The following is a 23,346-nucleotide window of genomic DNA, read 5'->3' as shown; positions in this document are numbered from 1 at the left end:
ACCCGTCAGCCCCGCCAGGCCGCCGTGTAGGTGTCGATCTCGGCGCGCAGGGCGGCCTTCCCCGCCGGGTCCAGGAACGACGCGTCGACCGCGTTCTTGGCGAGGGCCGCGACGCCCTGGGCGTCCAGCTCCAGCAGCCGGGCCGCGACGCCGTACTCGGTGTTGAGGTCGGTGCCGAACATGGGCGGGTCGTCGCTGTTGATCGTGACGAGCACGCCTGCCGCGACCATCTCCTTGACGGGGTGCTGCTCCAGGTCGGCCACGGCCCGGGTGGCGAGGTTGGAGGTGGGGCAGACCTCCAGCGGGATGCGGTGCTCGGCGAGGTGGGCCAGCAGCTTCGGATCCCGGGTGGCGCTCGTGCCGTGCCCGATGCGCTCGGCGCGCAGCTCGACGAGGGCGTCCCAGATGGTCTGCGGGCCGGTGGTCTCCCCGGCGTGCGGCACGCTGTGCAGTCCGGCGGCGATGGCCCGGTCGAAGTACGGCTTGAACTGCGGGCGCGGGACGCCGGTCTCGGGCCCGCCGAGCCCGAACGAGACCAGGCCCTCCGGCCGCAGGTCGCAGGCGATGCGGGCGGTCTCCTCGGCGGCCTCCAGACCGGCCTCGCCGGGGATGTCGAAGCACCAGCGCAGCACCACGCCCAGCTCCGACTCGGCCGACTTGCGGGCGTCCTCGATGGCCTCGACGAAGGCCGTGTCCGGGATGCCGCGGCGGGTGGAGCTGTAGGGGGTGACCGTCAGCTCCGCGTAGCGGATGTTCTGGCGGGCCATGTCGCGCGCGACCTCGTAGGTCAGCAGACGCACGTCCTCGGCGTCGCGGATCAGGTCGACGACGGAGAGGTAGACCTCGACGAAGTGCGCGAAGTCACGGAAGGTGAAGAAGTCCGCGAGCGACTCGGGGTTGGTGGGCACGGGGGAGTCGGGGTGCCGGGCGGCGAGCTCGGCGACGATGCGCGGGGAGGCCGAACCGACGTGGTGCACGTGGAGTTCGGCCTTGGGGAGCCCTGCGATGAACGAATCGAGGACGGGCATACGGGCCTCCAGGGCTGCTCGGTCGAACGGTCGTCGGGTGCCGATCATCGTATGCGCGGCGGGCGCGGCCGCTGTGCCCAGGCCTTAGCATGACGGGATATCGACTGGGGAGGGTCATGTCCGACAAGGACGACGCGCAGCCGGAGCCGCGGGACCGCGATCCTTGGGCTCCGCCGGAGCGGCGGGTGCCGCTCGACAAGCCGGCCGCCGGGCCGCAGCCCCCTGTACCGCCCGCGCCGCACGGGCCGGTCGCGGGTGCCCCCGGCATGCCCCCGGCCGGGCCCGGGATGCCGCCCGCCGGGGCGGCGCCGGGCGTGCCGCCCGTGCCCCTCGCGCCGAGCGGTCCGGGCACACCGAGCGCCTATCCGGGCGGCCCGTACGGCTACGGCCAGGGCGGTGCCCCCGGGCAGTCGCAGGCCCCGTACGGCCCGGGCCCCGGCCAAGGTCCGTACCCCCAGGGCCCCTACGGGCAGACCGCCTACGGCACGGGCGCCTACGGCTACCCCGGGCCCGCCTACGGGCAGGGCTGGCAGGGTGCCCGGCAGCCGGACAACGGCCTCGGCGTCGCAGCCCTCGTCCTCGGCATCGTCGGCTCGGCGCTGTCGATCACCCTCTTCTTCGGCGTGATCTGCGGCGTGCTGGCGATCATCTTCGGCGCCATCGGGCGCGGCAAGGTGAGCTCGGGACACGCGACCAACGGCGGCCAGGCGCTGGCCGGGCTGATCCTCGGCGGTGTCGCCCTCGTGCTCTCCGCGGTGATGTTCATCCTGATCATCGCGAGCAACGACCAGCCCGCGCCCGGCGACGATCCCGATGATGCCACCTATGGCGCCTATATGGCCGCGCCGCCCGCCCCCGGACCGTTCCCGGCCGTCGCCGCCAGGAGCTGACGGGCCTCCATGAGGGCGAAGCCCAGCAGATTCAGCCCGCACCAGTGGGCCGGGTCCTGGGCTCGCTCGTCGTCGGCCGCGAGCCCGATGCCCCAGACCCGGTCCAGCGGGCTCGCCTCGACCAGCACCCGGGAGCCGGTGCCCAGCAGATAGGCGCCCAGCTCGGGGTGCTGTCCAAACTTGTGCACGCTGCCCTCGACGACCAGCGCGAAGCGGTGGCGGTGCCACTCCTCCTCGTCGAACCCGCGCACCGAACGGCCCGCGTCCTTCGCCTGCTTGGGATGGCCCGCCGCGATCGCCCGGGCCTCGGCCTCCGCGTCGCCGAAGAGCCGCGCCTTGCGGGCCATCATCCAGTGCTCCGCCGTGGCGTAGACGGTGCCGTCCACCGTGAAGGGCGACGGCCACCACTGGCTGAAACAGCTCGGCCCCACGCTGCCGTCCCGCCGCGGCCGGTGGCCCCAGAAATACACGTACTTCGCGCGCTCGCCGCGGGCGGCGGCCGCCGCCGTCAGCTCCGCCACCGACCGCGGGCCGTCGGCCTGTTGTTTCTCCCCCGTGTGTGTCATGCCGCCGATTCTGGCATCCGGCACCGACACCGGCCTCAGGCTATTCCGCAGCCGGTCGGCCACGGCTTTTTACGGCCACACCGATTCCGTCGCGGAATGAAAACTCTGCGACGGAATCCCTTGTTGTGAGCCCACCCCTCTGCCAGGATCGGCAACCAATTCCGGTGGGAGCTATCGGAGCTGCTCCCGGCTGTGCCCTGCAGCGCCGTGCGCTGCACGGCCCGTATCCGGCCACGGGCCGTCGTATGTCACTCTTGTCTGCTCTTAAATCCCCGACCCCCCTGGACCCAGACCCATGACGGCAATCGCGACCACCGGCACCGACGTCCGCCTCACCGGGATCAGCAAGACCTACGGCAGCTTCACCGCCGTCCACCCGCTCGATCTCTCCGTCCCCGCGGGCTCCTTCTTCGCCCTGCTCGGCGCCTCCGGCTGCGGCAAGACCACCACCCTGCGCATGATCGCCGGCCTGGAGGACCCCACCTCCGGCACCGTCGAGCTCGCGGGCCGCGACGTGACCGCCCTCCCCCCGTACAAGCGGCCGGTCAACACCGTCTTCCAGAGCTATGCGCTCTTCCCGCACCTGGACATCTACGAGAACGTGGCCTTCGGCCTGCGCCGCCGGGGCGTGAAGTCCGTCAAGAAGCAGGTCGACGACATGCTCGAGCTCGTCCAGCTCGGCGACCTCGCCCGCCGCAAGCCCCAGCAGCTCTCCGGCGGCCAGCAGCAGCGCGTCGCCGTCGCGCGCGCGCTTATCAACCACCCGCAGGTGCTGCTCCTGGACGAGCCCCTCGGCGCCCTCGACCTCAAGCTGCGCCGCCAGATGCAGCTGGAGCTCAAGCGCATCCAGACCGAGGTCGGCATCACCTTCATCCACGTCACCCACGACCAGGAAGAGGCGATGACCATGGCCGACACGGTCGCGGTGATGAACGCCGGCCGGGTGGAACAGCTCGGCGCCCCCGCCGAGCTCTACGAGACCCCGCGCACCACCTTCGTCGCCAACTTCCTGGGCACCTCCAACCTCATCGCCGCCGACGTCCTGGACACCTCCGGCGACGACATCCTTCTGCGCGCCTGTGATACCAAACTCGCCCTTCCGGCGACACGATGTACAGCCACCGCCCGCACGGGCGAGAAGCTGCTCGTCGGCATACGGCCCGAGAAGATCACCCTCACCCACGCGGACGACGCCGCCTCCGTCCCCGACGGCCGCAACCGCATCACCGGCCGGATCACCCAGGCCGGCTTCATCGGCGTCTCCACCCAGTACCTGGTCGACAGCCCCGTCGCCCCCGGCCTGTCCGTCTACGCGCAGAACATCGAGCGCGACGCGCGCCTGGCGCCCGGCGCCGAGGTCGTCCTGCACTGGAACCCCGGCCACGGCTTCGGCCTGGACGCCGCGCAGAGCATCGAGGCGGGAACGGACGCGGGAGAGGCAGGCACGTGATGACCGACCCGACCCCCACCGGCCTGCCCCCCGCGGCCCCGGCCCTCGCGCCCGCACCCCACCCGGCCGCCCGGCGCAAGAAGCTCGTCCCGTACTGGCTGCTGCTCCCCGGCATCCTCTGGCTGCTCGTCTTCTTCGCGGCCCCCCTCGTCTACCAGGCCTCCACCTCCGTACAGACCGGTTCGGTCGAAGAGGGCTTCCAGGTCACCTGGCACTTCGCCACCTACTGGGACGCGCTCGGCGAGTACTACCCGCAGTTCCTGCGCTCCGTCGGCTACGCCGCGACCGCCACCGCTCTCTGCCTGGCCCTCGGCTACCCGCTCGCCTACCTGATCGCCTTCAAGGCGGGCCGCTGGCGAAACCTCCTGATGGTGCTCGTCATCGCACCCTTCTTCACCAGCTTCCTCATCCGCACCCTCGCATGGAAGACGATCCTCTCCGATGGCGGCCCGGTCGTCTCGGCCCTCGGCTCCCTGCACGTCCTCGGCCTCACCGACGCGCTCGGCGTCACCGAGGGCCACCGTGTGCTCGCCACCCCGCTGGCGGTGGTCTGCGGACTGACCTACAACTTCCTGCCGTTCATGATCCTCCCGCTCTACACCTCGCTCGAACGCATCGACGGCCGCCTCCACGAGGCCGCGGGCGACCTCTACGCCCGCCCGCTGACCACCTTCCGCAAGGTGACCTTCCCGCTGTCCATGCCGGGCGTCGTCGCCGGGACCCTGCTGACCTTCATCCCCGCCGCGGGCGACTACATCAACGCGGAACTGCTCGGCTCCACCGACCAGAAGATGATCGGCAACGTCATCCAGTCCCAGTTCCTGCGCGTCCTGGACTACCCCACAGCCGCCGCGCTGTCCTTCATCCTCATGGCCGCCATCCTCGCCATGGTCACGCTCTACATCCGCAAGTCCGGGACGGAGGAACTGGTCTGATGACGTCTCCCGTGCGCTGGCTGCGCCGCAACCTCGTGGTGATCGCGGGACTGGGCACGCTCGCCTATCTGATCCTGCCCAACGTCATCGTGACGGTCTTCTCCTTCAACAAGCCCAACGGCCGCTTCAACTACGAGTGGCAGCGCTTCTCCACCGACGCCTGGACCGACCCCTGCGGCGTCGCCGACCTGTGCGGCTCGCTCTCGCTGAGCCTGCGCATCGCGGTGTGGGCGACGCTGGGCGCCACCGTCCTCGGCACGATGATCGCCTTCGCCCTGGCCCGCCACCGCTTCCGGGCCCGCTCCTCGGTGAGCACCCTGATCTTCCTGCCGATGGCCATGCCCGAGGTCGTCATGGCGGCCTCCCTGGCCACGCTCTTCCTCAACATGGGCGTCAGCTTCGGCTTCTGGACCATCCTCATCGCCCACATCACGTTCTGCCTGAGCTTCGTGGTCACCGCCGTCAAGGCGCGCGTGATGAGCATGGACCCCCGCCTCGAACAGGCCGCCCAGGACCTCTACGCCACCCCGCTGCAGACCTTCCTGCGGGTCACCCTGCCGATCGCCGCCCCCGGCATCGTCGCGGGGGCGCTGCTCTCCTTCGCGCTGTCCTTCGACGACTTCATCATCACCAACTTCAACGCCGGTTCCACCGTGACCTTCCCCATGTACGTCTGGGGCTCCGCGCAGCGGGGCACCCCCGTCCAGATCAATGTGATCGGCACGGCGATGTTCGCCGTCGCCGTGCTGTGCGTCCTCGTCGCCCAACTCGTCGGGGGACGCCGAAAAAGGAGCTGAGAACCATGGCCACCAGCGCCATGAACCCTGTCCAAGCACTTTCCGACGCCACCCCCCGTCCCTACTGGCTCGACGACCCCGCCCGCCCGCCGGCGCTGCCCGCGCTCGTCGGCGACGAGCACTGCGACCTGCTCGTCGTCGGCGGCGGGTACGCCGGCCTGTGGACCGCGCTGCTGGCCAAGGAGCGCGACCCCGGCCGCGACGTCGTCCTGATCGAGGGCCAGGAGTGCGGCTGGGCCGCCTCCGGCCGCAACGGCGGCTTCTGCGCCGCCTCCCTCACCCACGGCCTGGGCAACGGCCTCGCCCGCTGGCCGGCCGAGCTCCCCCTCCTCGAGGAGCTCGGCCACCGCAACCTCGACGGCATCGAGGCCGCCCTCGCACGCCACGGCATCGACTGCGACTTCGAACGCACCGGTGAGATCGACGTCGCCACCGCCCCGCACCAGGTGGACGAACTGCACCGGACGGCCGAAGAGGCCGCCGCCCTGGGCCTGACCGGCCACGCGTTCCTCGACCGCGACGCCGTACGCACCGAAGTCGCCTCCCCGACCTTCCTCGCCGGCCTGTGGAACCGCACCGGCGTCGCCATGCTGCACCCCGCCAAGCTCGCCTGGGGCCTCAAGAACGCCTGCCGCGCCCTGGGCGTCCGCATCTACGAGCACACCCCCGGCACCGCGCTCTCCTCGCGCGGCGCCGGCGTGGCCGTGCGCACCCCCTACGGGCGGGTCTTCGCCCGCCAGGCCGCGCTCGGCACCAATGCCTTCCCCTCCCTGGTCAAGCGCCTGCGCCCGTACATCGCCCCCGTCTACGACTACGCGCTGACGACCGAGCCGCTCACCGCGGAGCAGCTCGCCGCGATCGGCTGGCAGCGGCGGCAGGGGCTGAGCGACAGCGCCAACCACTTCCACTACTTCCGGCTCACCGCCGACCACCGCATCCTGTGGGGCGGTTACGACATCGTCTACCGCTACGGCGGCGGCGTACGGGCCGAGTACGACCACCACCCGGCCACCTACCAGCGTCTCGCCGGGCACTTCTTCCGCTGCTTCCCCCAGCTCGAAGGGGTGCGCTTCTCCCATACCTGGGGCGGCGCCATCGACACCTGCGCCCGCTTCTCCGCCTTCTTCGGCACCGCACACCGCGGACGCGTGGCCTACGCGCTGGGCTTCACCGGCCTCGGCGTCGGCGCGACCCGCTTCGGCGCGGACGTGATGCTCGACCTGCTGAGCGGCCGCCGCACCGAGCGCACCGCACTGGAGATGGTCCGCAACAAGCCGCTGCCCTTCCCGCCCGAACCGGTGCGCTCCCTGGGCATCGGCATCACCCAGTGGGCGATGACCCGCGCCGACGAGAACGGCGGCCGCCGCAACCTGTGGCTCAAGGCGATGGACAAGGCCGGGCTCGGCTTCGACAGCTGACGGCCTCACACCGCCGCCCTGCCGCGCCGCCGGACGGCGTAAGAAACCCGCGTAATGATCCGCCATTGGCAGCCTCTCATCCGTGAAACGCACGACGGACGACACGGACGGAGGAAATCGCCGATGGAGGAAGCGTCATGAGCGCGGGCGCGGATGCACGGGCCCGGAGGGCGCTGGAGTGGCTGGCCTCGGCCGCGCCCGATCCGCGGACCTGCCGGCGGGAGTGGGACCGCAACCCCCTGGGGGTCGCCCTGCTGCCCGCGGGCAGGCTCTGGGACGTCCTGATCCTCGCCAGCGGTCCGGGCTACGCCACCTTGGACGTGCTGACCCGGCGGGTCGAACCCGGCCCGGTCATCGCCGACTTCGGCGATGCCCGGCTGGGGTTCTTCGTCCCGCCCGGGACGGCCGCCCACTGGGTGGCCACCGGCGTACGGGGCGTCGGAGCCGGCACCTGGGTCGTCGTGCCGCACCCGGAACGCGCCCGGTGCGGGGTGCGGTGGGTCGTACCGCCGGACGGGTCGGGCAGGCTCACGGACCCGGCCGAGCTGGAGGCGGCGATGCACGAGGCGGCCGCGGGCCCGGCGCACGGCCGGGACGGCTGACCACGAGGGCGAGGCACCACAGCAGCGCCCCCGACAGACACCAGGCGCCGAGCACGTCCAGCGGCCAGTGGTAGCCCCGCCGTACGAGCCCCACCCCCACGCCCGCGTTGAGCAGTACATAGGCGAGGGCCGCCGGCAGCCGCCGGGGGAGCAGGAGCAGGGCCGCGGCACCGTAGGCGACCGCGGCCGTGGCGGCGTGCCCTGACGGGAAGAAGCCCTCGTGCACCCCGCCCGCCATGACGGGCGGCCCGGGGCGGGCCAGCCACGCCTTGAGCGGGACGACCAGCGCGGGCACCGCCGCCATGGCCAGCGCGGCGGCCAGCGGCGGCAGCCACCGCCGGGAGGGCGCGGCCGGGCGCAGGGCGGAGAAGAGCAGGGCGGCGCCCAGCACGGGCAGCGCCACGGCCGTGTTGCCCAGGTCGGCGAGGAAACCGCAGACGCCCCACGGGAGGGCGCCCGCGCCTTCGGCGCCGCGCCCCAGGCGCTCGTCGAGGGCGCGCAGCGGGCCGTGTGCGGCGATCTGCCAGGCGAGCAGGGCGAACAGCGCGATGCAGAGCGCGGGGAAGAGGACCGTGCGCGGCCGAAAGGCCGACGGCCCCGGAACAGGGGGGGAGGTTCCGAGGCCGCCGTGCCGACCGGCGCGCCGCGCGCCCCGGGGGGTATGGGGCGGGCGGGCGTCCGATCGGTGAGGATTTCCGGAGCCCAGGGCTCCAGTGGTGTGCGCGAGGGCACGACCGGTCCGGCACTGGGGAAGTACCGGCACGGCGTCGCCCGCAGTCCCCTGCGGACGGGGTGTTTCCTTCATCTGCAGAAACCGTACGGCAGGCCCAGCGGCTCCGATAGTCGGATCACCCGTCCACCACCCGCCCCGCACATGTTCTTCACGCACACAGCAGGCGTACAGCCGCCGGACAGTCGCCTCACAGACGGGCGAACGCGGCCTCGATGATGTCCAGGCCCTCGTTCAGCAGGTCCTCGCCGATGACCAGGGGCGGCAGGAAGCGCAGCACGTTGCCGTAGGTGCCGCAGGTGAGCACCAGCAGGCCCTCGGCGTGGCAGGCCTTGGCGAGCGTGCCCGCGGCCTCGGCGTTCGGCTCCTTGGTGGCCGCGTCCTTGACCAGCTCGATGGCGATCATGCCGCCGCGGCCGCGGATGTCGCCGATGATGGCGAACTTCTCCTGCATCGCGGCGAGGCGGCCCTTCATGACCTCCTCGATGCGCTTGGCCTTGGCGTTGAGGTCCAGCTCGCGCATGGTCTCGATCGCGCCGAGCGCCGCGGCGCACGCCACCGGGTTGCCGCCGTAGGTGCCGCCCAGGCCGCCCGCGTGGGCCGAGTCCATGATCTCCGCGCGGCCGGTGACGGCGGCGAGCGGCATGCCGCCCGCGATGCCCTTGGCCGTGGTGATCAGGTCCGGGACGACGCCCTCGTCCTCGCACGCGAACCACTGGCCGGTGCGGCAGAAGCCGGACTGGATCTCGTCCGCGACGAACACGATGCCGTTGTCCTTGGCGAACTCCGCGATGCGCGGCAGGAAGCCCTTGGCCGGCTCGATGAAGCCGCCCTCGCCCAGCACCGGCTCGATGATGATCGCGGCGACGTTGTCCGCGCCGACCTGCTTGGTGATCTGGTCGATCGCCTGGGCGGCGGCCTCGGGGCCGCAGTTCTCCGCGCCGGTCGGCCAGCGGTAGCCGTACGCCACCGGCACCCGGTAGACCTCGGGGGCGAACGGGCCGAAGCCGTGCTTGTAGGGCATGTTCTTGGCGGTGAGCGCCATCGTCAGGTTCGTCCGGCCGTGGTAGCCGTGGTCGAAGACGACGACGGCCTGGCGCTTGGTGTACGCACGGGCGATCTTGACGGCGTTCTCGACGGCCTCGGCGCCCGAGTTGAACAGCGCGGACTTCTTGGCGTGGTCGCCCGGGGTCAGCTCGGCGAGCTGCTCGCAGACCTCCACGTAGCCCTCGTACGGGGTCACCATGAAACAGGTGTGGGTGAAGTCGGCCAGCTGCGCGGACGCCCGGCGCACCACGGCCTCGGCGGAGGCGCCGACCGACGTCACGGCGATGCCGGAACCGAAGTCGATCAGGCGGTTGCCGTCGACGTCCTCGATGATGCCGCCACCGGCGCGGGTGGTGAAGACCGGCAGCACGGAGCCCACGCCGCCGGCCACGGTGGCAATGCGGCGGGCCTGCAGCTCCTGCGACTTCGGGCCGGGGATCGCGGTGACGACGCGGCGCTCCTGGGGAATCGCGCTCATGAGGGGCTCCTGGGGGTGTTTTCGGACGCTTCCGTGATGTTTCCTCGCAGGCTAGGTGCGCGGGCCGGGGTGCGGCATGCGCCGTTCGGTAGTGGTCCGCTCGTGTCGTTGTCCGCGGCGGACATGGCGCCTGCGTTCCCCGGGGACGGCGTGGGCTCCGCCCAAAACACCGGAACTGTCGGTGGCGGGCACTAGATTGAGCGTTTGCAGGCGCGGAACGGACCTGGCAGGTCAGGGGGCAAGGGGTCGATGGACACCGAAGGCACGTACGACGCACGCGGCATCCGTGCCAACCCGGTGCCGCGCCCGGCCGCACCGCCCCCCATGCCCCCCGTGCCGCCCATGGCCCCACCCCGCCCCGCGCACGCCCCGGCCGCCCGCCCCGCGCTCGCCGACTGGCTGGACGCCCCCCGGCGCCCGGCCGCCCCCGGCGTCTGGAGCTTCCGCCATGTGCCCCGTCCGCGCCGGGAGCCGGACCGCGTCCCCGACCGCGCGCTGCTCTCCGGGGCACTGATCTCGCTGCTCTCCGGCGTCCTGGCGTGGACCCTCCTGTGGAACGGCTACATCCCGTACTGGCGGGTGCCGATGAAGCTGGTGACCCCCACCGAGTGGTGGTACGCGGGCGCGCTGGGCGGACCGGCGACGCCGTCCGCGATCGAGGCCACCGTCGTCTACCGCGGCGTGCTCGCCGTCCTGCTCGTCTACGTCTTCGGGCGCCTGGGCAACTGGCCCGAGGTCCTGGAGCGCTTCGTCGGCAGCCGCGAACAGCCCTTCAGAGCCGTGGCCGCCGCCCTGCTCGCGGCCCTGACCCAGCTCCTCGCCTGGAACGGCACCCTGCCTGTCGTCGACCCGGTCTTCATCCTGGTGCCCAGCAGCTGGCTGCAGGGCGGGGGCGATCACTATCTGGCGGCGCTGGTCGCCTATCTCCTCTACGCCCTGATCGCCGCGGCCCTGCTGTGGCCGTTCGCCCGGCTGGGCGGCTGGGCGGCCCTCGCGCGCCGCCGCCGTGCCCCCGCCCCGGCGGACGTCACCGCGGGCCCGGCCCCCGCCACCTGGCCGGAGCTCAGAGCGGCCGGTCTGGCCCGGGCCGCCGACCGGCTCGCCGCCGAGCTGCCCACGGGCCGGATGAACGACGTCGACTGCGTCCGCATCCGCCACGCCTGGGCCTGTGCGCAGCACGACCGCACACGGCTCGCCGCCTTCGAGGAGACCGTCGAGCGGGAGGGCGCGGCCGCCTGGGCCCACCCCTCCGGCGAGCGCGACCTGCCGCTGCGCACCGCCACCCACGACCTGCTGGCCGGCCAGGTGCGCATCGGCACCTGCGTCGACCACCCCCGCAATCCCTACGCCCGCCGGGAGACCGGCCTCGCCCTGGAGCCCGCGCTCCTCGGCACCTCGCTGCTGGCGGTCGGCCCGCCGGGCTCGGGGAAGACCCGCAGCCTGGTCCGGCCCGTGGCCGAGGGCCTCTCCCTCCAGGCGCTCGCCGGGCAGTGCAGCGTCATCGCCGTCTGTGCCGCCGGCACACCGCTCGGCCCAGACGAGGCGTACGACGTGGTGGTCAAGCCCGGCGACCCCGCCTCCGACCACGACCTCGACCTCTACGGCGGGACCACCGACCCCGACGAGGCCGCCGCCTGCCTGGCCGAGGGCCTGGTCGGCGATCTGGAGACCGTCGACAGCCGCCGTGCCGCCACCGCCCTCGCCCAGCTGATCGGTCCGTACCACGCCGCCCACGGCCGGTTCCCCGCGCTGCCCGACCTGTTCGAGCTGCTGCACGGCACCCCCGCCGTCCTCACCGCGCTGGACGAGGCGCTGGAGGCGGGCGGCCACCACGCCATGCGGCGCGAGCTCGCCGCCCGTGTGCGCCAGATGGGCTCGGCCGGCGACCCCTGCCCGGCCCTCGCCGACCGGGTCGCGCTCCTGGACCGGCCCGCCTTCGCCGGATTCTTCGACGTCGGCGGCGCGACCCGGCCCTTCTCGCTGCGCTCCCTGCGGCACCACCCGATGCGCGTCCGCATCGACCTGCCGGAGCGCGGCCACCGGGAGGCCTCCCGGGTGCTTGCCCGGCTGGTCCTGGCCCAGTTCACGACGGTCGCCGCCACCCGCACCGACCGCTCGCTCTTCACCTGCCTGGTCCTCGACGACGCCACCGCCACCGTCACCACCGAGACCGTGCGCGGCATCCGGCGCCTGCGCTCGGCCAACGCGGGCGTCGTGCTCGGCCTGCGCACCCTCGACGACGTGGCCGGGCCCCTGCACATCCCGCTGCTCGGCGCGGTCGGCTGCCACATGGCCTTCAGCGGGGTCACCACCTGGGACGGCAAGCGGTTCGCGGAGGCGTGGGGCACGGAGTGGGTCGAGACCAGGGACGTCGCCCAGCACACCGTCTTCGCCAATCAGCCGCTGACCCGGGCCGTGCACGCGCTGCGCAAGCTCGTCACCGGAAAGGCGGTGACCACGGACGCCGTGACCGTCCGGAAGGTGGAGCGCGAGCGGTGGCCGGCCTCCGAGCTGGCGCGCCAGGTGCCCGCCGGGCACGCCGTGGTGGCGCTGACGACGGTCGGCGGCGAGCACGCGCCGCCGCTGCTGGTGGACCTGCGCAGCCGAGACAACGCTGAGAAAGGCTGAGGGAAGACTGGAGGAAGGCTGAGGAAGGGACCCGCGCACCCTGCCGCCCTGGCAGAATTGAGGGGAGCCGTTCATACGGGACGGCGAAGTTTCGGACATCCCCTCCCGCCAAAGGTTCCCCGGTCCCATGCCGCCCACGCTCGCCTCGCTTGTCCAGCACTCTGCGCTCAAGCTCACTGTGCTCGCGGGCGGGGACCGGCTGGACACCCCCGTCCGCTGGGCGCACGTCAGCGAGCTGGCCGACCCCGTGCCGTGGATGGACGGCGGGGAGCTGCTGCTGATCACCGCCATGAAGATCGACGCCGACGACCGGCAGACGATGCGGCACTACGTCCGGCGGCTGGTGCGCGCCGGAGTGGCGGGCCTCGGCTTCGGCGTCGGCGTCAATTACGAGCAGGTGCCCGCGGCGCTGGTACGGGCGGCCGAAGAAGAGGGCCTGCCCCTGCTGGAAGTGCCCCGCCGCACGCCGTTCCTCGCCATCACCAAGGCCGTCTCGGCGGCGATCGCGGCCGACCAGTACCGGGCCGTGACCGCGGGCTTCGAGGCCCAGCGCGAGCTGACGAAGGCCGCGCTCGCCCCCGAGGGGCCCACGGCGCTCCTCGCCCGGCTCGCCGCCCACCTCGACGGCTGGGCCGCGCTGTACGACGCCTCGGGCGCGGTGGTCGCCGCCGCACCCGAGTGGGCGGCGCGGCGCGCGGCCCGGCTGAGCGCGGACGTCGCCCGGCTGCGGGAGCGGCCCGCGCCCGCCAGCGCCGTCGTCGGCTCCGACACCGCGGAGGAGGGCGCCGACCGCGTCGAACTCCAGTCCCTGGGCACCGGACGCCGCAGCCGCGGCGTCCTCGCCGTCGGCACGGGCGCCCCGCTGGGCACGGCCGAGCGCTACGCCGTGCACTCCGCGATCGCCCTGCTCACCCTCACCACCGAGCGCTCGCGCGCCCTGCAGGACGCCGAGCAGCGGCTGGGTGCGGCCGTGCTGCGGATGCTGCTGGCGGGCGAGCCGGACCATGCGCGGGCCGTGGCGGGCGAGCTCTACGGAGGCCTGCTGGACGCGCCGTTCCGGGTGCTGGTGGCGGAGGAGATCGAGGGCGCCGAGGCCCTGGGGGTGCTCGTCGAGGAGGTGGAGACCGCCGCCGGGCGGGCCGGTGAGCCGGTGCTCACGGTCCCCGAGGGCACACGGCTCACGGTCCTCGCGCGGGACGGGGGCGCGGCGGCCGGCGCGGTGGTGGAGTACGCGCGGGCGGCCGAGGCGCGCCGGGCGGCGCGCGTTCGTGAGCGCGAGCGGGGTGCCACCGCTCCCTCCGACGGACAGGACGCGGTCGTCGGCCTCTCCGCTCCGGCCGGGCCGACCGGAGCCGCGGCGGCCTTCCGACAGGCGGAGCAGGCGCTGTCGGTGGCCCGCCGCCGGGGACGCGTGCTCGTCGAACACGAGGAGGTCGCGGCGGGCTCGGTCCTGCCGCTGCTGGCGGACGACGCGGTGCGCGCCTTCGCCGAGGGGATGCTGCGGTCGCTGCACGACCACGACGCGACGGGCCGCGGCGACCTGGTCGCCTCCCTGCGCGCCTGGCTCTCCCGCCACGGCCAGTGGGACGCGGCCGCCGCCGACCTCGGCGTCCACCGCCATACGCTGCGCTACCGCATGCGGCGGGTGGAGGAGATCCTCGGACGCTCCCTCGACGACCCGGACGTCCGCATGGAGCTGTGGCTGGCGCTCAAGGCGACCTCGCCCGACGAGGGCTGACCGGCCTTCGGCACGGGCGCCCCTGCGTGGGAGCCGCAAACCGGCGTCGCACCGCCCCCATCGCGCCATTGCGGAGCGCACAAGCCACGGCATGCTCCATTGCGGACAAGCGCCCCCGATGCGTCGCAGACCTACCGTGGGGGAGCCCAACAACGTCTGCACCCCCGGAGGAATCCGTGACTGCTCCCCACGCGTTCTGGCTGGCCGGCCGCGAGGCCACCGGCGAGGAGACCTTCGAGGTCACGAACTCCTGGGACGGTCGTCTCGTCGGCACCGTGAGCGTGCCCACCGAGGCGCAGGTCGAGGAGGCCGTGGCCGCCGCGCACGCCGTGCGCGACGAGTTCGCGGCGACCCCCGCGCACGTCCGCACCGCGGCCCTCGACCACGTCGCCAAGCGGCTGACCGAGCGCACCGAGGAGATCGCCCAGCTGATCTCCGCCGAGAACGGCAAGCCCATCAAGTGGGCCCGCGGCGAGGTCGGCCGTGCCGTCTCCGTCTTCCGCTGGGCCGCCGAAGAGGCGCGCCGCTTCAACGCCGGCGACGCCCAGCGCCTGGACACCGACGCCGGCGGCACCGGCCGCCTCGCGCTGACCCGCCGCTTCCCCCGCGGCGTCGTCCTCGGCATCGCGCCCTTCAACTTCCCGCTCAACCTGAGCGCGCACAAGGTCGCCCCGGCCATCGCCGTCGGCGCCCCGATCATCCTCAAGCCCGCCCCGGCCACCCCGATCTCCTCCCTCGTCCTGGGCGAGATCCTCGCCGAGACGGACCTGCCCGCGGGCTCGTGGAGCGTGCTGCCCGTGCCGAACGACCGGATGCCCGCCCTCGTCCAGGACGAGCGGCTGCCGGTCATCTCCTTCACCGGCTCCGGCCCGGTCGGCTGGTCGATCCTCGACTCCGCCCCGCGCAAGCACGTCACCCTGGAGCTCGGCGGCAACGGCGCGGCCGTCGTGCTGGCCGACTGGTCCTCCGAGGCGGACCTGGACTGGGCGGCGCAGCGCATCGCCACCTTCTCCAACTACCAGGGCGGCCAGTCCTGCATCTCCGTGCAGCGCGTCATCGCCGACGCCTCGCTCTACGAGCGGCTGCTGCCGAAGGTCGTCGCCGCCGTCGAGGCGCAGGTGACGGGCGACCCGTCCGACGCCGCCACCGACGTCGGCCCGCTGGTCAGCGAGGACGCCGCCAAGCGCGTGGAGTCCTGGGTCGAGGAGGCCGTCGCCGCGGGCGCCACCCTGCTCGCCGGCGGCAAGCGCGAGGGCGCCACCTACGCCCCGACCGTGCTCGCGGACGTCCCCGCCGATGTGACGATCGCCTGCGAGGAGGTCTTCGGCCCGGTGCTGACCATCGCCAAGGCCGACGACGAGGACGCCGCCTTCGCCGCCGTCAACGACTCCCCGTACGGCCTCCAGGCCGGCGTCTTCACGCACGACGTGCAGACCGCCTTCCGCGCGCACCGCGCGCTGGAGGTCGGCGGCGTGGTCATCGGCGACGTGCCGTCCTACCGCGCCGACCAGATGCCCTACGGCGGCACCAAGCAGTCCGGCGTGGGCCGCGAGGGCGTGCGCTACGCCATGGACGACTACACCTACGAGCGGGTGCTCGTCCTCACCGGCCTCGGCCTCTGACACCTGTTCACACCGCAGTGCGCTCCGGAGCCCCCGCGGCCCGGAGCGCACTGCTTCCCCCGTTGCCGCCGGCACGTCCCCCGTGCGTTCCCCCGTGTCCGCAGTCCGTGCCGGCAGACAGGACGCTACGGGCCCGGGGCGCACCCGGTCGTCCCGTAACGGGTGGAATTCCGCCTCAACTTACGCGGTAGCCGCTCTTCCGCCTACAACCAGCGCAGTAGGCGCGACCCCGTCCGCCCGACCGATGCCGGGCCCTTCGCCGCGCCGCTACGCTGCGGCGATGCGGACGGTGCGGGCGCTGGAACGGCACGTCGCGAGGTGGCCGCGTGCGGTCTTGGACCTGCCGCTGGCGGTCGCATTCCTGGTGGTGGCGCTGCTGGTGGGGCGCCAGCGGCCGCCCGAGGGCTGGCAGGCCCTGGACGCGGGCAGCTGCGCGCTGACCGCCGCCGCCAATCTGGCCGTCGCGGCCCGCAGGAGAGCCCCCGTCACCGTGTTCGCCGTGGTCGGCGCGTTGTGGCTGGCCCTCATCGTCACGGGCTACTGGCCCATCGTCGACGCGGGAGCGGTCATGCTCGCCGCCTACACGGTCGCCGCCTCCCGCCCGCCCCGCGCCGCCGCCCTGTGCACGGCGGCCACCAGCGGCCTGTGGATCGCCGCCGGGCTGTCGAACCCCTACATCGACAGGGCGGCGGTGATCGCCGAGGCCGTCGTCGCCCCCCTCGCCCTGTGGTGGTTCGGCAACGCCGCCCGGCAACTGTCCCTGCGCAACACCCAGTTGACCGCCGTCAGCGGCCAGCTGCGGCGCGAGCAGGCGCTGGGCGCCCGCCGGGCGGTCGCCGAGGAGCGCGTACGCATCGCCCGCGAGCTGCACGACGTCGTCGCCCACCACATGTCCGTGATCTCCGTGCAGGCCGGCCTCGCCCACTACGTGTTCGCCTCCGACGCCCGCACCGCCCGCGCCGCGCTGGGCGCCGTCTCGGCCGCCAGCGGCGAGGCCCTGGAGGAGCTGCGCCGGCTGCTGGCCGTGCTGCGGGTGGGTCCCGAGGGCGTCGGCGAGAGCCCGGGCGACGGCCCGTACCAGCCCACGCCCGGCCTGGACCGGCTGGAGGAGACCGCCGAGCGCGTCCGGGCCGCGGGCGTCCGGGTGGAGCTGGAGATCGTGGGGGAGCGGCGGCCGCTGCCGCCGGGGCCGGACCTCTGCGCGTACCGCGTCGTGCAGGAGGCGCTCACCAACGTCATCAAGCACGCCCGCCCCGCCTGCGCCGCCGTCCGCGTCGAGTTCCGGCCACACCAGCTGTTCGTGCGGGTCACGGACGACGGGCGGGATACGGTTCCGGCCAACCGCGAACCGTCCGCCGGACACGGGTTGATCGGCATGCGCGAGCGCGCCAGGATCTACGGGGGAACCCTGGCCGCCGGCCCGCGCGACGAGGGCGGGTTCGAGGTCCGGCTCACCCTTCCCCTCCAGCCGGGGCACGGGAGAGGGACGACCGGAAATGACCGGGATGGCCGATGACAGACAGGCCGGGGCTGCCGCGCACGGCGAAGCCGTCATACGCGTCCTCGTCGTGGACGACCAGATCCTCATCCGCGCCGGGGTGGCCGCCCTGCTGCGCGCCGCCCCGGGGATGACCGTCGTCGGCGAGGCGGCCGACGGGGCCGAGGCCATCGCGCTGGCCGCCGAACACCGGCCCGACGTGATCCTCATGGACATCCGGATGCCCGGCCTCAGCGGCATCGCCGCCACCGAGCGCATCCTGGAGCACGCCGCCGACCCCGCCCCCCGCGTCCTGGTCCTGACCACCTTCGACCTCGACGAGTACGTCTACGCCGCACTGCGCGCCGGTGCCGCGGGCTTCCTGCTCAAGGACGCCGGACCGCAGCGGCTGCTGGCCGCCATCGCGGCCGTCGCGGGCGGCGACACCCTCTTCGCGCCCACCGTCACCCGCCGGCTCGTCGAGGCGTTCAGCCGCCGGCCCGAGGCGGCCCCCGGCCCGGAACAGCCGGCCCCGGCGGCCCTGGACGCCCTGACCGGCCGCGAGCTGGAGGTGCTCCGGCTGACCGGCCGCGGCCTGTCCAACGTGGAGATCGCCGCCGAGCTCGTCATCAGCGAGGCCACCGTCAAGACGCACCTCAACCGGGCCATGACCAAGCTGGGCCTGTGCAGCCGCGCGCAGGCGGTCGTCGTCGCCTACGAGAGCGGACTGGTCACCCCCGGCGCGGGCCGCTGAGGTCCGCGGGCCGGAACCTTGCACGGGGTCTGGTAGAGAGGTAGAGGATCGGGTAGGTACATACGGACGAGTAGCACCGGTCGGTAGTCGACCGGCAAACCGCCCCGACTCGAAGCGGTGAGGTGCCCGATGACCGCACCATCCGTACGACCGGTCTCCGAGCGCGAAGCGCGCCAGGTCGCCGAAGCGGCCCGGGAGACGGACTGGAAGAAGCCCAGCTTCGCCAAGGAACTCTTCCTCGGCCGGTTCCGCCTCGACCTGATCCACCCCTACCCGGACGCCGACCCCGAGGACGTCCGGCGCGGCGAGCAGTTCCTGGCCAAGCTCCGCGACTTCTGCGAGACCCGCATCGACAGCGCCCGCATCGAGCGCGAGGCCAAGATCCCGGACGAGACGGTCGACGGGCTCAAGGAGCTCGGCGCCTTCGGCATGAAGATCGACACCAAGTACGGCGGGCTCGGTCTCACCCAGCTCTACTACAACAAGGCGCTCTCCCTCGTCGGCTCCGTCAGCCCTGTCGTCGGCGCCCTGCTCTCAGCGCACCAGTCCATCGGCGTCCCGCAGCCGCTCAAGCTCTTCGGCACCCAGGAGCAGAAGGAGACCTTCCTGCCGCGCTGTGCGCGCACCGACATCTCCGCCTTCCTGCTCACCGAGCCGGATGTCGGCTCCGACCCGGCCCGCCTGGCGACCACCGCCGTGCCCGACGGCGACGACTACGTCCTCGACGGCGTCAAGCTGTGGACCACCAACGGCGTCGTCGCCGACCTGCTCGTCGTCATGGCCCGGGTGCCCAGGAGCGAGGGGCACAAGGGCGGCATCACCGCCTTCGTCGTCGAGGCCGCCGCCGAGGGCGTCACCGTCGAGCGCCGCAACGCCTTCATGGGCCTGCGCGGCATCGAGAACGGCGTCACCCGCTTCCACCAGGTCCGCGTCCCCGCGGCGAACCGCATCGGCCCCGAGGGCTCCGGCCTGAAGATCGCGCTGACGACGCTCAACACCGGCCGGCTGTCCATCCCCGCGATGTGCGTCGCCGGCGGCAAGTGGGCGCTGAAGATCGCCCGCGAGTGGTCCACCGCCCGCGAGCAGTGGGGCAAGCCCATCGCCAAGCACGAGGCCGTCGGCTCGAAGATCTCCTTCATCGCGGCCACCACCTTCGCGCTGGAGGCCATCCTCGACCTCTCCAGTCAGATGGCCGACGAGGACCGCAACGACATCCGCATCGAAGCGGCCCTCGCCAAGCTCTACGCCAGTGAGATGGCCTGGCTGATGACCGACGAGCTGGTCCAGATCCGCGGCGGCCGCGGCTACGAGACCGCCGCCTCCCTCGCCGCCCGCGGCGAGCGCGCCGTGCCCGCCGAGCAGATGCTGCGCGACTCCCGCATCAACCGCATCTTCGAGGGCTCCACCGAGATCATGCACCTGCTGATCGCCCGCGAGGCCGTCGACGCCCACCTGTCGGTGGCGGGCGACCTGATCGACCCCGAGAAGTCCCTGGGCGACAAGGCCCGCGCCGGCGCCCGCGCGGGCGGCTTCTACGCCCGCTGGCTGCCCAAGCTGGTGACCGGCCCCGGACAGCTGCCGCGCACCTACGCCGAGTTCCACCCCGCCGGCCACCGCGATCTCTCCACCCATCTGCGCTACGTCGAGCGCTCCTCGCGCAAGCTCGCCCGGTCGACCTTCTACGCCATGTCCCGCTGGCAGGGCCGGATGGAGACCAAGCAGGGCTTCCTGGGCCGCATCGTCGACATCGGCGCCGAGCTGTTCGCGATGAGCGCCGCCTGCGTACGGGCCGAGAGGCTGCGCACCGAGGGCGGCCACGGCCCGCAGGCCTACGAGCTCGCCGACGCCTTCTGCCGCCAGTCCCGCATCCGGGTGGAGGAGCTGTTCCACCGGCTGTGGACCAACACCGACGACGTCGACCGCAAGGTCGTCTCCGGCGTGATGTCCGGCTCCTACGAGTGGCTGGAGAGCGGCATCGTCGACCCCAGCGGTGACGGCCCCTGGATCGCCGACGCCACCCCCGGCCCCTCCAAGGCCGAGAACGTCCACCGGCCGATCCGCTGAGGGTGGCCCCCATGGCGGCATCACCGGGACGCCCCTGTCGGGCCGCACCGGCGATGCCGCCACAATGGTGGAATGACGGACTCCCTCGCTGACCCGCACCTGCGCTACTCCGCCGGCATCCACGCCGGTGGCGGACCGCGCGAGATCGTGATCCTCGGCTCGACCGGTTCGATCGGCACCCAGGCCATCGACCTGGTCCTGCGCAACCCCGACCGCTTCACCGTGACGGGCCTGTCCGCCGCGGGCGGCCGGGTGGCGCTCCTGGCCGAGCAGGCGCACCGGCTGCGCGTGCGCACGGTCGCGGTGGCGCAGGCCGACAAGGCGCCCGCGCTGCGCGAGGCGCTGGCGGAGCAGTACGGGAGCGAGCCGCTGCCCGAGATCCTCGCGGGCCCCGAGGCGGCCACCGAGCTGGCCCGCAGCGAGTGCCACACGGTCCTCAACGGCATCACCGGCTCCATCGGCCTCGCCCCGACGCTGGCCGCCCTGGAGGCGGGCCGCACGCTGGCCCTGGCCAACAAGGAGTCGCTGATCGTCGGCGGGCCGCTGGTGAAGGCGATCGCCAAGCCCGGCCAGATCATCCCGGTGGACTCCGAGCACGCGGCGCTCTTCCAGGCCCTCCTCGGCGGCGCCCGCTCCGAGGTCCGCAAGCTCGTGGTCACCGCCTCCGGCGGCCCCTTCCGCGGCCGTACGAAGGCCGAGCTGGCGTCCGTCACGCCGCAGGACGCCCTGGCGCACCCCACCTGGTCCATGGGCCCGGTGATCACGATCAACTCCGCCACCCTGGTGAACAAGGGGCTGGAGGTCATCGAGGCGCACCTGCTCTACGACATCCCCTTCGAGCGCATCGAGGTCGTGGTCCATCCGCAGTCGTACGTCCACTCGATGGTGGAGTTCACCGACGGTTCCACGCTGGCCCAGGCCACCCCGCCGGATATGCGCGGCCCCATCGCCATCGGCCTGGGCTGGCCCGACCGGGTGCCGGACGCCGCCCCCGCCTTCGACTGGTCCAAGGCCTCCACCTGGGAATTCTTCCCGCTCGACGACGACGCCTTCCCCTCGGTGGGCCTGGCCCGGCACGTCGGCTCCCTCGGCGGCACCGCGCCCGCGGTGTTCAACGCCGCCAATGAGGAGTGCGTCGATGCGTTCTTGAGCGGACACCTGCCGTTCAATGGGATTGTGGACACCGTCGCCGAGGTGGTGGCAGAGCACGGGACCCCCGCAGCGGGAACCCGGCTGACCCTCTCGGACGTCCTGCAAGCGGAGACCTGGGCCCGTGCCCGGGCCCGTGAACTGGCGGCCCGCACGGCCGCCCGTACGGCGCAAGCGACCTCGGAGGCCCGCGCATGACGACACTGATGACCATCCTCGGGATAGTCGTCTTCGTGGTGGGTCTGCTCTTCTCCATCGCCTGGCACGAGCTGGGCCACCTCTCGACCGCCAAGATCTTCGGCATCCGCGTGCCGCAGTACATGGTCGGCTTCGGCCCGACGGTCTTCTCGCGCAAGAAGGGCGAGACGGAGTACGGCATCAAGGCCATCCCGCTCGGTGGCTACATCCGCATGATCGGGATGTTCCCGCCCGGCGAGGACGGCCGGATAAGCGCCCGCTCCACCTCGCCCTGGCGCGGCATGATCGAGGACGCCCGCTCGGCCGCCTACGAGGAGCTCCAGCCCGGCGACGAGACGCGGATGTTCTACACGCGCAAGCCGTGGAAGCGCGTGATCGTGATGTTCGCGGGCCCCTTCATGAACCTGGTGCTCGCCGTCGTGATCTTCCTCGGCGTGATGATGTCCTTCGGCGTCAACACCCAGACCACCACGGTTTCCACCGTCTCCGACTGTGTGGTCTCGGCCAGCGCCAAGACCGACAAGTGCCCCAAGGGCGCCAAGGACTCCCCGGCCAAGGCCGCGGGCCTGCAGCCCAAGGACAGGATCGTGGCCTTCGACGGCCACAGGACCACTGACTGGTCCACGCTCCAGAAGGACATCCGCAAGACCACCGGCCCCGCCACGATCACCGTGATCCGGGACGGTGAGCGGAAGACCCTCACCGCCGACCTGATCTCCAACCAGGTCCAGAAGTACGACGGCAAGGGGGCCCCCCTCCAGGGCCAGTACGTCACCGCCGGCTTCCTGGGCTTCACGCCTGCCACCGGTGTCGTCCAGCAGTCCTTCGGGCAGTCCGTCAACCGTATGGGCGATATGGTCCAGTCCGGCGTCGAGTCCCTGGTGGCCCTGCCCGGCAAGATCCCCGACCTGTGGAACGCCGCCTTCGACGGCGGCGAGCGCAAGGCCGACTCGCCCATGGGCGTCGTCGGCGCGGCCCGGGTCGGCGGCGAGGTCTTCAACCTCGACATCCCGCCGTCCCAGCAGGTCGCGACCATGCTCTTCCTGGTCGCCGGCTTCAACCTCTCGCTGTTCCTGTTCAACATGCTGCCGCTGCTGCCGCTGGACGGCGGGCACATCGCCGGGGCGCTGTGGGAGTCCGTGCGGCGGCACGTCGCCAAGGTCTTCCGGCGCCCCGACCCGGGCCCCTTCGACGTGGCGAAGCTGATGCCGGTGGCGTACGTGGTGGCGGGCATCTTCGTCTGCTTCACGCTGCTGGTGCTCATCGCCGACGTCGTGAACCCGGTACGGCTGACGTAGCCGGTGGCTTCGGGGGTGCCCCCACCCCGCCCTTTCGCCGTTCCCGAAGGGGCTGCTGCCCCTTCGGGACCCCGCTTCCGGGGGTGCGAGGGGGCGTAGCCCCGCTCGGAAACGGTGAAAGGGCGGGACCGGGGCGCAACCCGCCGCGAGCGCGCCCCTCCCCAGCGGGGACCGGCAATGTGCTCGGAAGGGATCCGGTGCCGTAACCTCGGATGCCGGAGCCCGCCGATCTCGGGACCATGATTCATACCTTGGGGTTGCTCGCCAGATGACAGCGATTTCGCTTGGAATGCCTTCCGTTCCGACCAAGCTCGCCGACCGCAGGGTCAGCCGCAAGATCCAGGTCGGATCCGTGGCCGTCGGCGGCGACGCCCCCGTCTCCGTCCAGTCGATGACGACGACCCGCACGTCGGACATCGGTGCGACGCTGCAGCAGATCGCCGAGCTGACGGCCTCCGGCTGCCAGATCGTCCGGGT

19 protein-coding genes are annotated in these 23,346 nt (G+C 72.9%); 15 read left to right on the top strand and 4 right to left on the bottom strand.

The features are described 5' to 3' along the window. Positions 1-5: 5 nt before the first annotated feature. On the bottom strand, positions 6-1,028 hold the full coding sequence (locus tag FHS39_RS00095; RefSeq protein ID WP_184345702.1) for an adenosine deaminase: 1,023 nt from the start codon (positions 1,026-1,028) through the stop codon (positions 6-8). A 116-nt stretch (positions 1,029-1,144) separates the two neighbouring features. Here FHS39_RS00095 and FHS39_RS25625 point away from each other — a divergent pair, with 116 nt between their 5' ends. Further along, positions 1,145-1,918, top strand: a complete 774-nt coding sequence (locus FHS39_RS25625; protein ID WP_184345701.1) for a DUF4190 domain-containing protein — start codon at positions 1,145-1,147, stop codon at positions 1,916-1,918. Here the strand turns inward: FHS39_RS25625 and ybiA are convergent. After that, positions 1,861-2,484, bottom strand: coding sequence for a riboflavin biosynthesis intermediates N-glycosidase (gene ybiA, locus FHS39_RS00085; RefSeq protein WP_184345700.1), 624 nt, complete (start codon positions 2,482-2,484; stop codon positions 1,861-1,863). The genes FHS39_RS25625 and ybiA overlap by 58 nt on opposite strands. A 295-nt stretch (positions 2,485-2,779) precedes the next feature. On the opposite strand from ybiA, the gene FHS39_RS00080 reads away from it, so the two are divergent. The 5 genes from FHS39_RS00080 (at position 2,780) to FHS39_RS00060 (ending at position 7,686) form a co-directional block, all read left to right on the top strand. Then, complete coding sequence (locus FHS39_RS00080; RefSeq protein ID WP_184345699.1) at positions 2,780-3,934, top strand: ABC transporter ATP-binding protein; 1,155 nt, start codon at positions 2,780-2,782, stop codon at positions 3,932-3,934. Then, positions 3,934-4,869 carry an ABC transporter permease gene (locus FHS39_RS00075; RefSeq protein WP_246469734.1) on the top strand — a complete coding sequence of 312 codons (936 nt, stop codon included), beginning with the start codon at positions 3,934-3,936 and terminating at the stop codon, positions 4,867-4,869. Before FHS39_RS00080 ends, FHS39_RS00075 begins: the two co-directional genes overlap by 1 nt. After that, entirely contained in the window at positions 4,869-5,666 is a 798-nt protein-coding gene (locus FHS39_RS00070; protein WP_184345698.1) for an ABC transporter permease, read from the top strand. The genes FHS39_RS00075 and FHS39_RS00070 overlap by 1 nt, the downstream gene beginning before the upstream one ends. A 5-nt stretch (positions 5,667-5,671) precedes the next feature. After that, positions 5,672-7,084 (top strand): NAD(P)/FAD-dependent oxidoreductase, encoded by a 1,413-nt coding sequence (locus FHS39_RS00065; RefSeq protein ID WP_184345697.1) that lies wholly within the window; start codon positions 5,672-5,674, stop codon positions 7,082-7,084. Positions 7,085-7,221: 137 nt separating this feature from the next. After that, positions 7,222-7,686: a hypothetical protein gene (locus tag FHS39_RS00060; protein ID WP_184345696.1), complete on the top strand. Its 465-nt coding sequence runs from the start codon at positions 7,222-7,224 to the stop codon at positions 7,684-7,686. On the opposite strand, the gene FHS39_RS00055 is transcribed toward FHS39_RS00060, so the two are convergent. Continuing rightward, the gene (locus FHS39_RS00055) at positions 7,613-8,491 is read right to left on the bottom strand and encodes a phosphatase PAP2 family protein (RefSeq protein ID WP_184345695.1); all 879 of its coding nucleotides are present in this window, start codon (positions 8,489-8,491) and stop codon (positions 7,613-7,615) included. The two genes, FHS39_RS00060 and FHS39_RS00055, sit on opposite strands and share 74 nt — an antisense overlap. Positions 8,492-8,606: 115 nt before the next feature. Continuing rightward, a complete protein-coding gene (gabT, locus tag FHS39_RS00050) occupies positions 8,607-9,941 on the bottom strand; it encodes a 4-aminobutyrate--2-oxoglutarate transaminase (RefSeq protein WP_184345694.1) in 1,335 nt (444 codons plus the stop codon). Positions 9,942-10,190: 249 nt separating this feature from the next. Between gabT and FHS39_RS00045 the strand changes: the two genes are divergently transcribed. The 9 genes from FHS39_RS00045 to FHS39_RS00005 form a co-directional block, all read left to right on the top strand. Beyond that, on the top strand, positions 10,191-12,569 hold the full coding sequence (locus FHS39_RS00045) for an ATP/GTP-binding protein (protein WP_184345693.1): 2,379 nt from the start codon (positions 10,191-10,193) through the stop codon (positions 12,567-12,569). A gap of 127 nt (positions 12,570-12,696) precedes the next feature. After that, a complete protein-coding gene (locus FHS39_RS00040) occupies positions 12,697-14,307 on the top strand; it encodes a PucR family transcriptional regulator (RefSeq protein WP_184345692.1) in 1,611 nt (536 codons plus the stop codon). Between the two features lie 176 nt (positions 14,308-14,483). Then, positions 14,484-15,929 carry an aldehyde dehydrogenase family protein gene (locus tag FHS39_RS00035; protein WP_184345691.1) on the top strand — a complete coding sequence of 482 codons (1,446 nt, stop codon included), beginning with the start codon at positions 14,484-14,486 and terminating at the stop codon, positions 15,927-15,929. A 280-nt stretch (positions 15,930-16,209) separates the two neighbouring features. Beyond that, positions 16,210-17,445, top strand: a complete 1,236-nt coding sequence (locus FHS39_RS00030; RefSeq protein WP_246469733.1) for a sensor histidine kinase — start codon at positions 16,210-16,212, stop codon at positions 17,443-17,445. Next, positions 17,435-18,160, top strand: a complete 726-nt coding sequence (locus FHS39_RS00025) for a response regulator (protein WP_184345689.1) — start codon at positions 17,435-17,437, stop codon at positions 18,158-18,160. The genes FHS39_RS00030 and FHS39_RS00025 overlap by 11 nt, the downstream gene beginning before the upstream one ends. Positions 18,161-18,289: 129 nt before the next feature. After that, positions 18,290-20,224 carry an acyl-CoA dehydrogenase family protein gene (locus tag FHS39_RS00020; RefSeq protein WP_184345688.1) on the top strand — a complete coding sequence of 645 codons (1,935 nt, stop codon included), beginning with the start codon at positions 18,290-18,292 and terminating at the stop codon, positions 20,222-20,224. Between the two features lie 72 nt (positions 20,225-20,296). Beyond that, on the top strand, positions 20,297-21,571 hold the full coding sequence (gene dxr / locus FHS39_RS00015) for a 1-deoxy-D-xylulose-5-phosphate reductoisomerase (RefSeq protein WP_184345687.1): 1,275 nt from the start codon (positions 20,297-20,299) through the stop codon (positions 21,569-21,571). Beyond that, the gene (locus FHS39_RS00010; protein WP_184345686.1) at positions 21,568-22,869 is read left to right on the top strand and encodes a M50 family metallopeptidase; all 1,302 of its coding nucleotides are present in this window, start codon (positions 21,568-21,570) and stop codon (positions 22,867-22,869) included. Before dxr ends, FHS39_RS00010 begins: the two co-directional genes overlap by 4 nt. A gap of 268 nt (positions 22,870-23,137) precedes the next feature. Then, positions 23,138-23,346, top strand: a 209-nt coding sequence (locus tag FHS39_RS00005) for a flavodoxin-dependent (E)-4-hydroxy-3-methylbut-2-enyl-diphosphate synthase (RefSeq protein WP_184345685.1), incomplete at its 3' end; no start/stop codon positions are given.

This window comes from Streptomyces olivoverticillatus, assembly GCF_014203555.1.
Taxonomy (GTDB): domain Bacteria; phylum Actinomycetota; class Actinomycetes; order Streptomycetales; family Streptomycetaceae; genus Streptomyces; species Streptomyces olivoverticillatus.
Note: the sequence above shows the minus strand (reverse complement) of the source record. Positions and strands in the feature narration are given on the sequence as shown.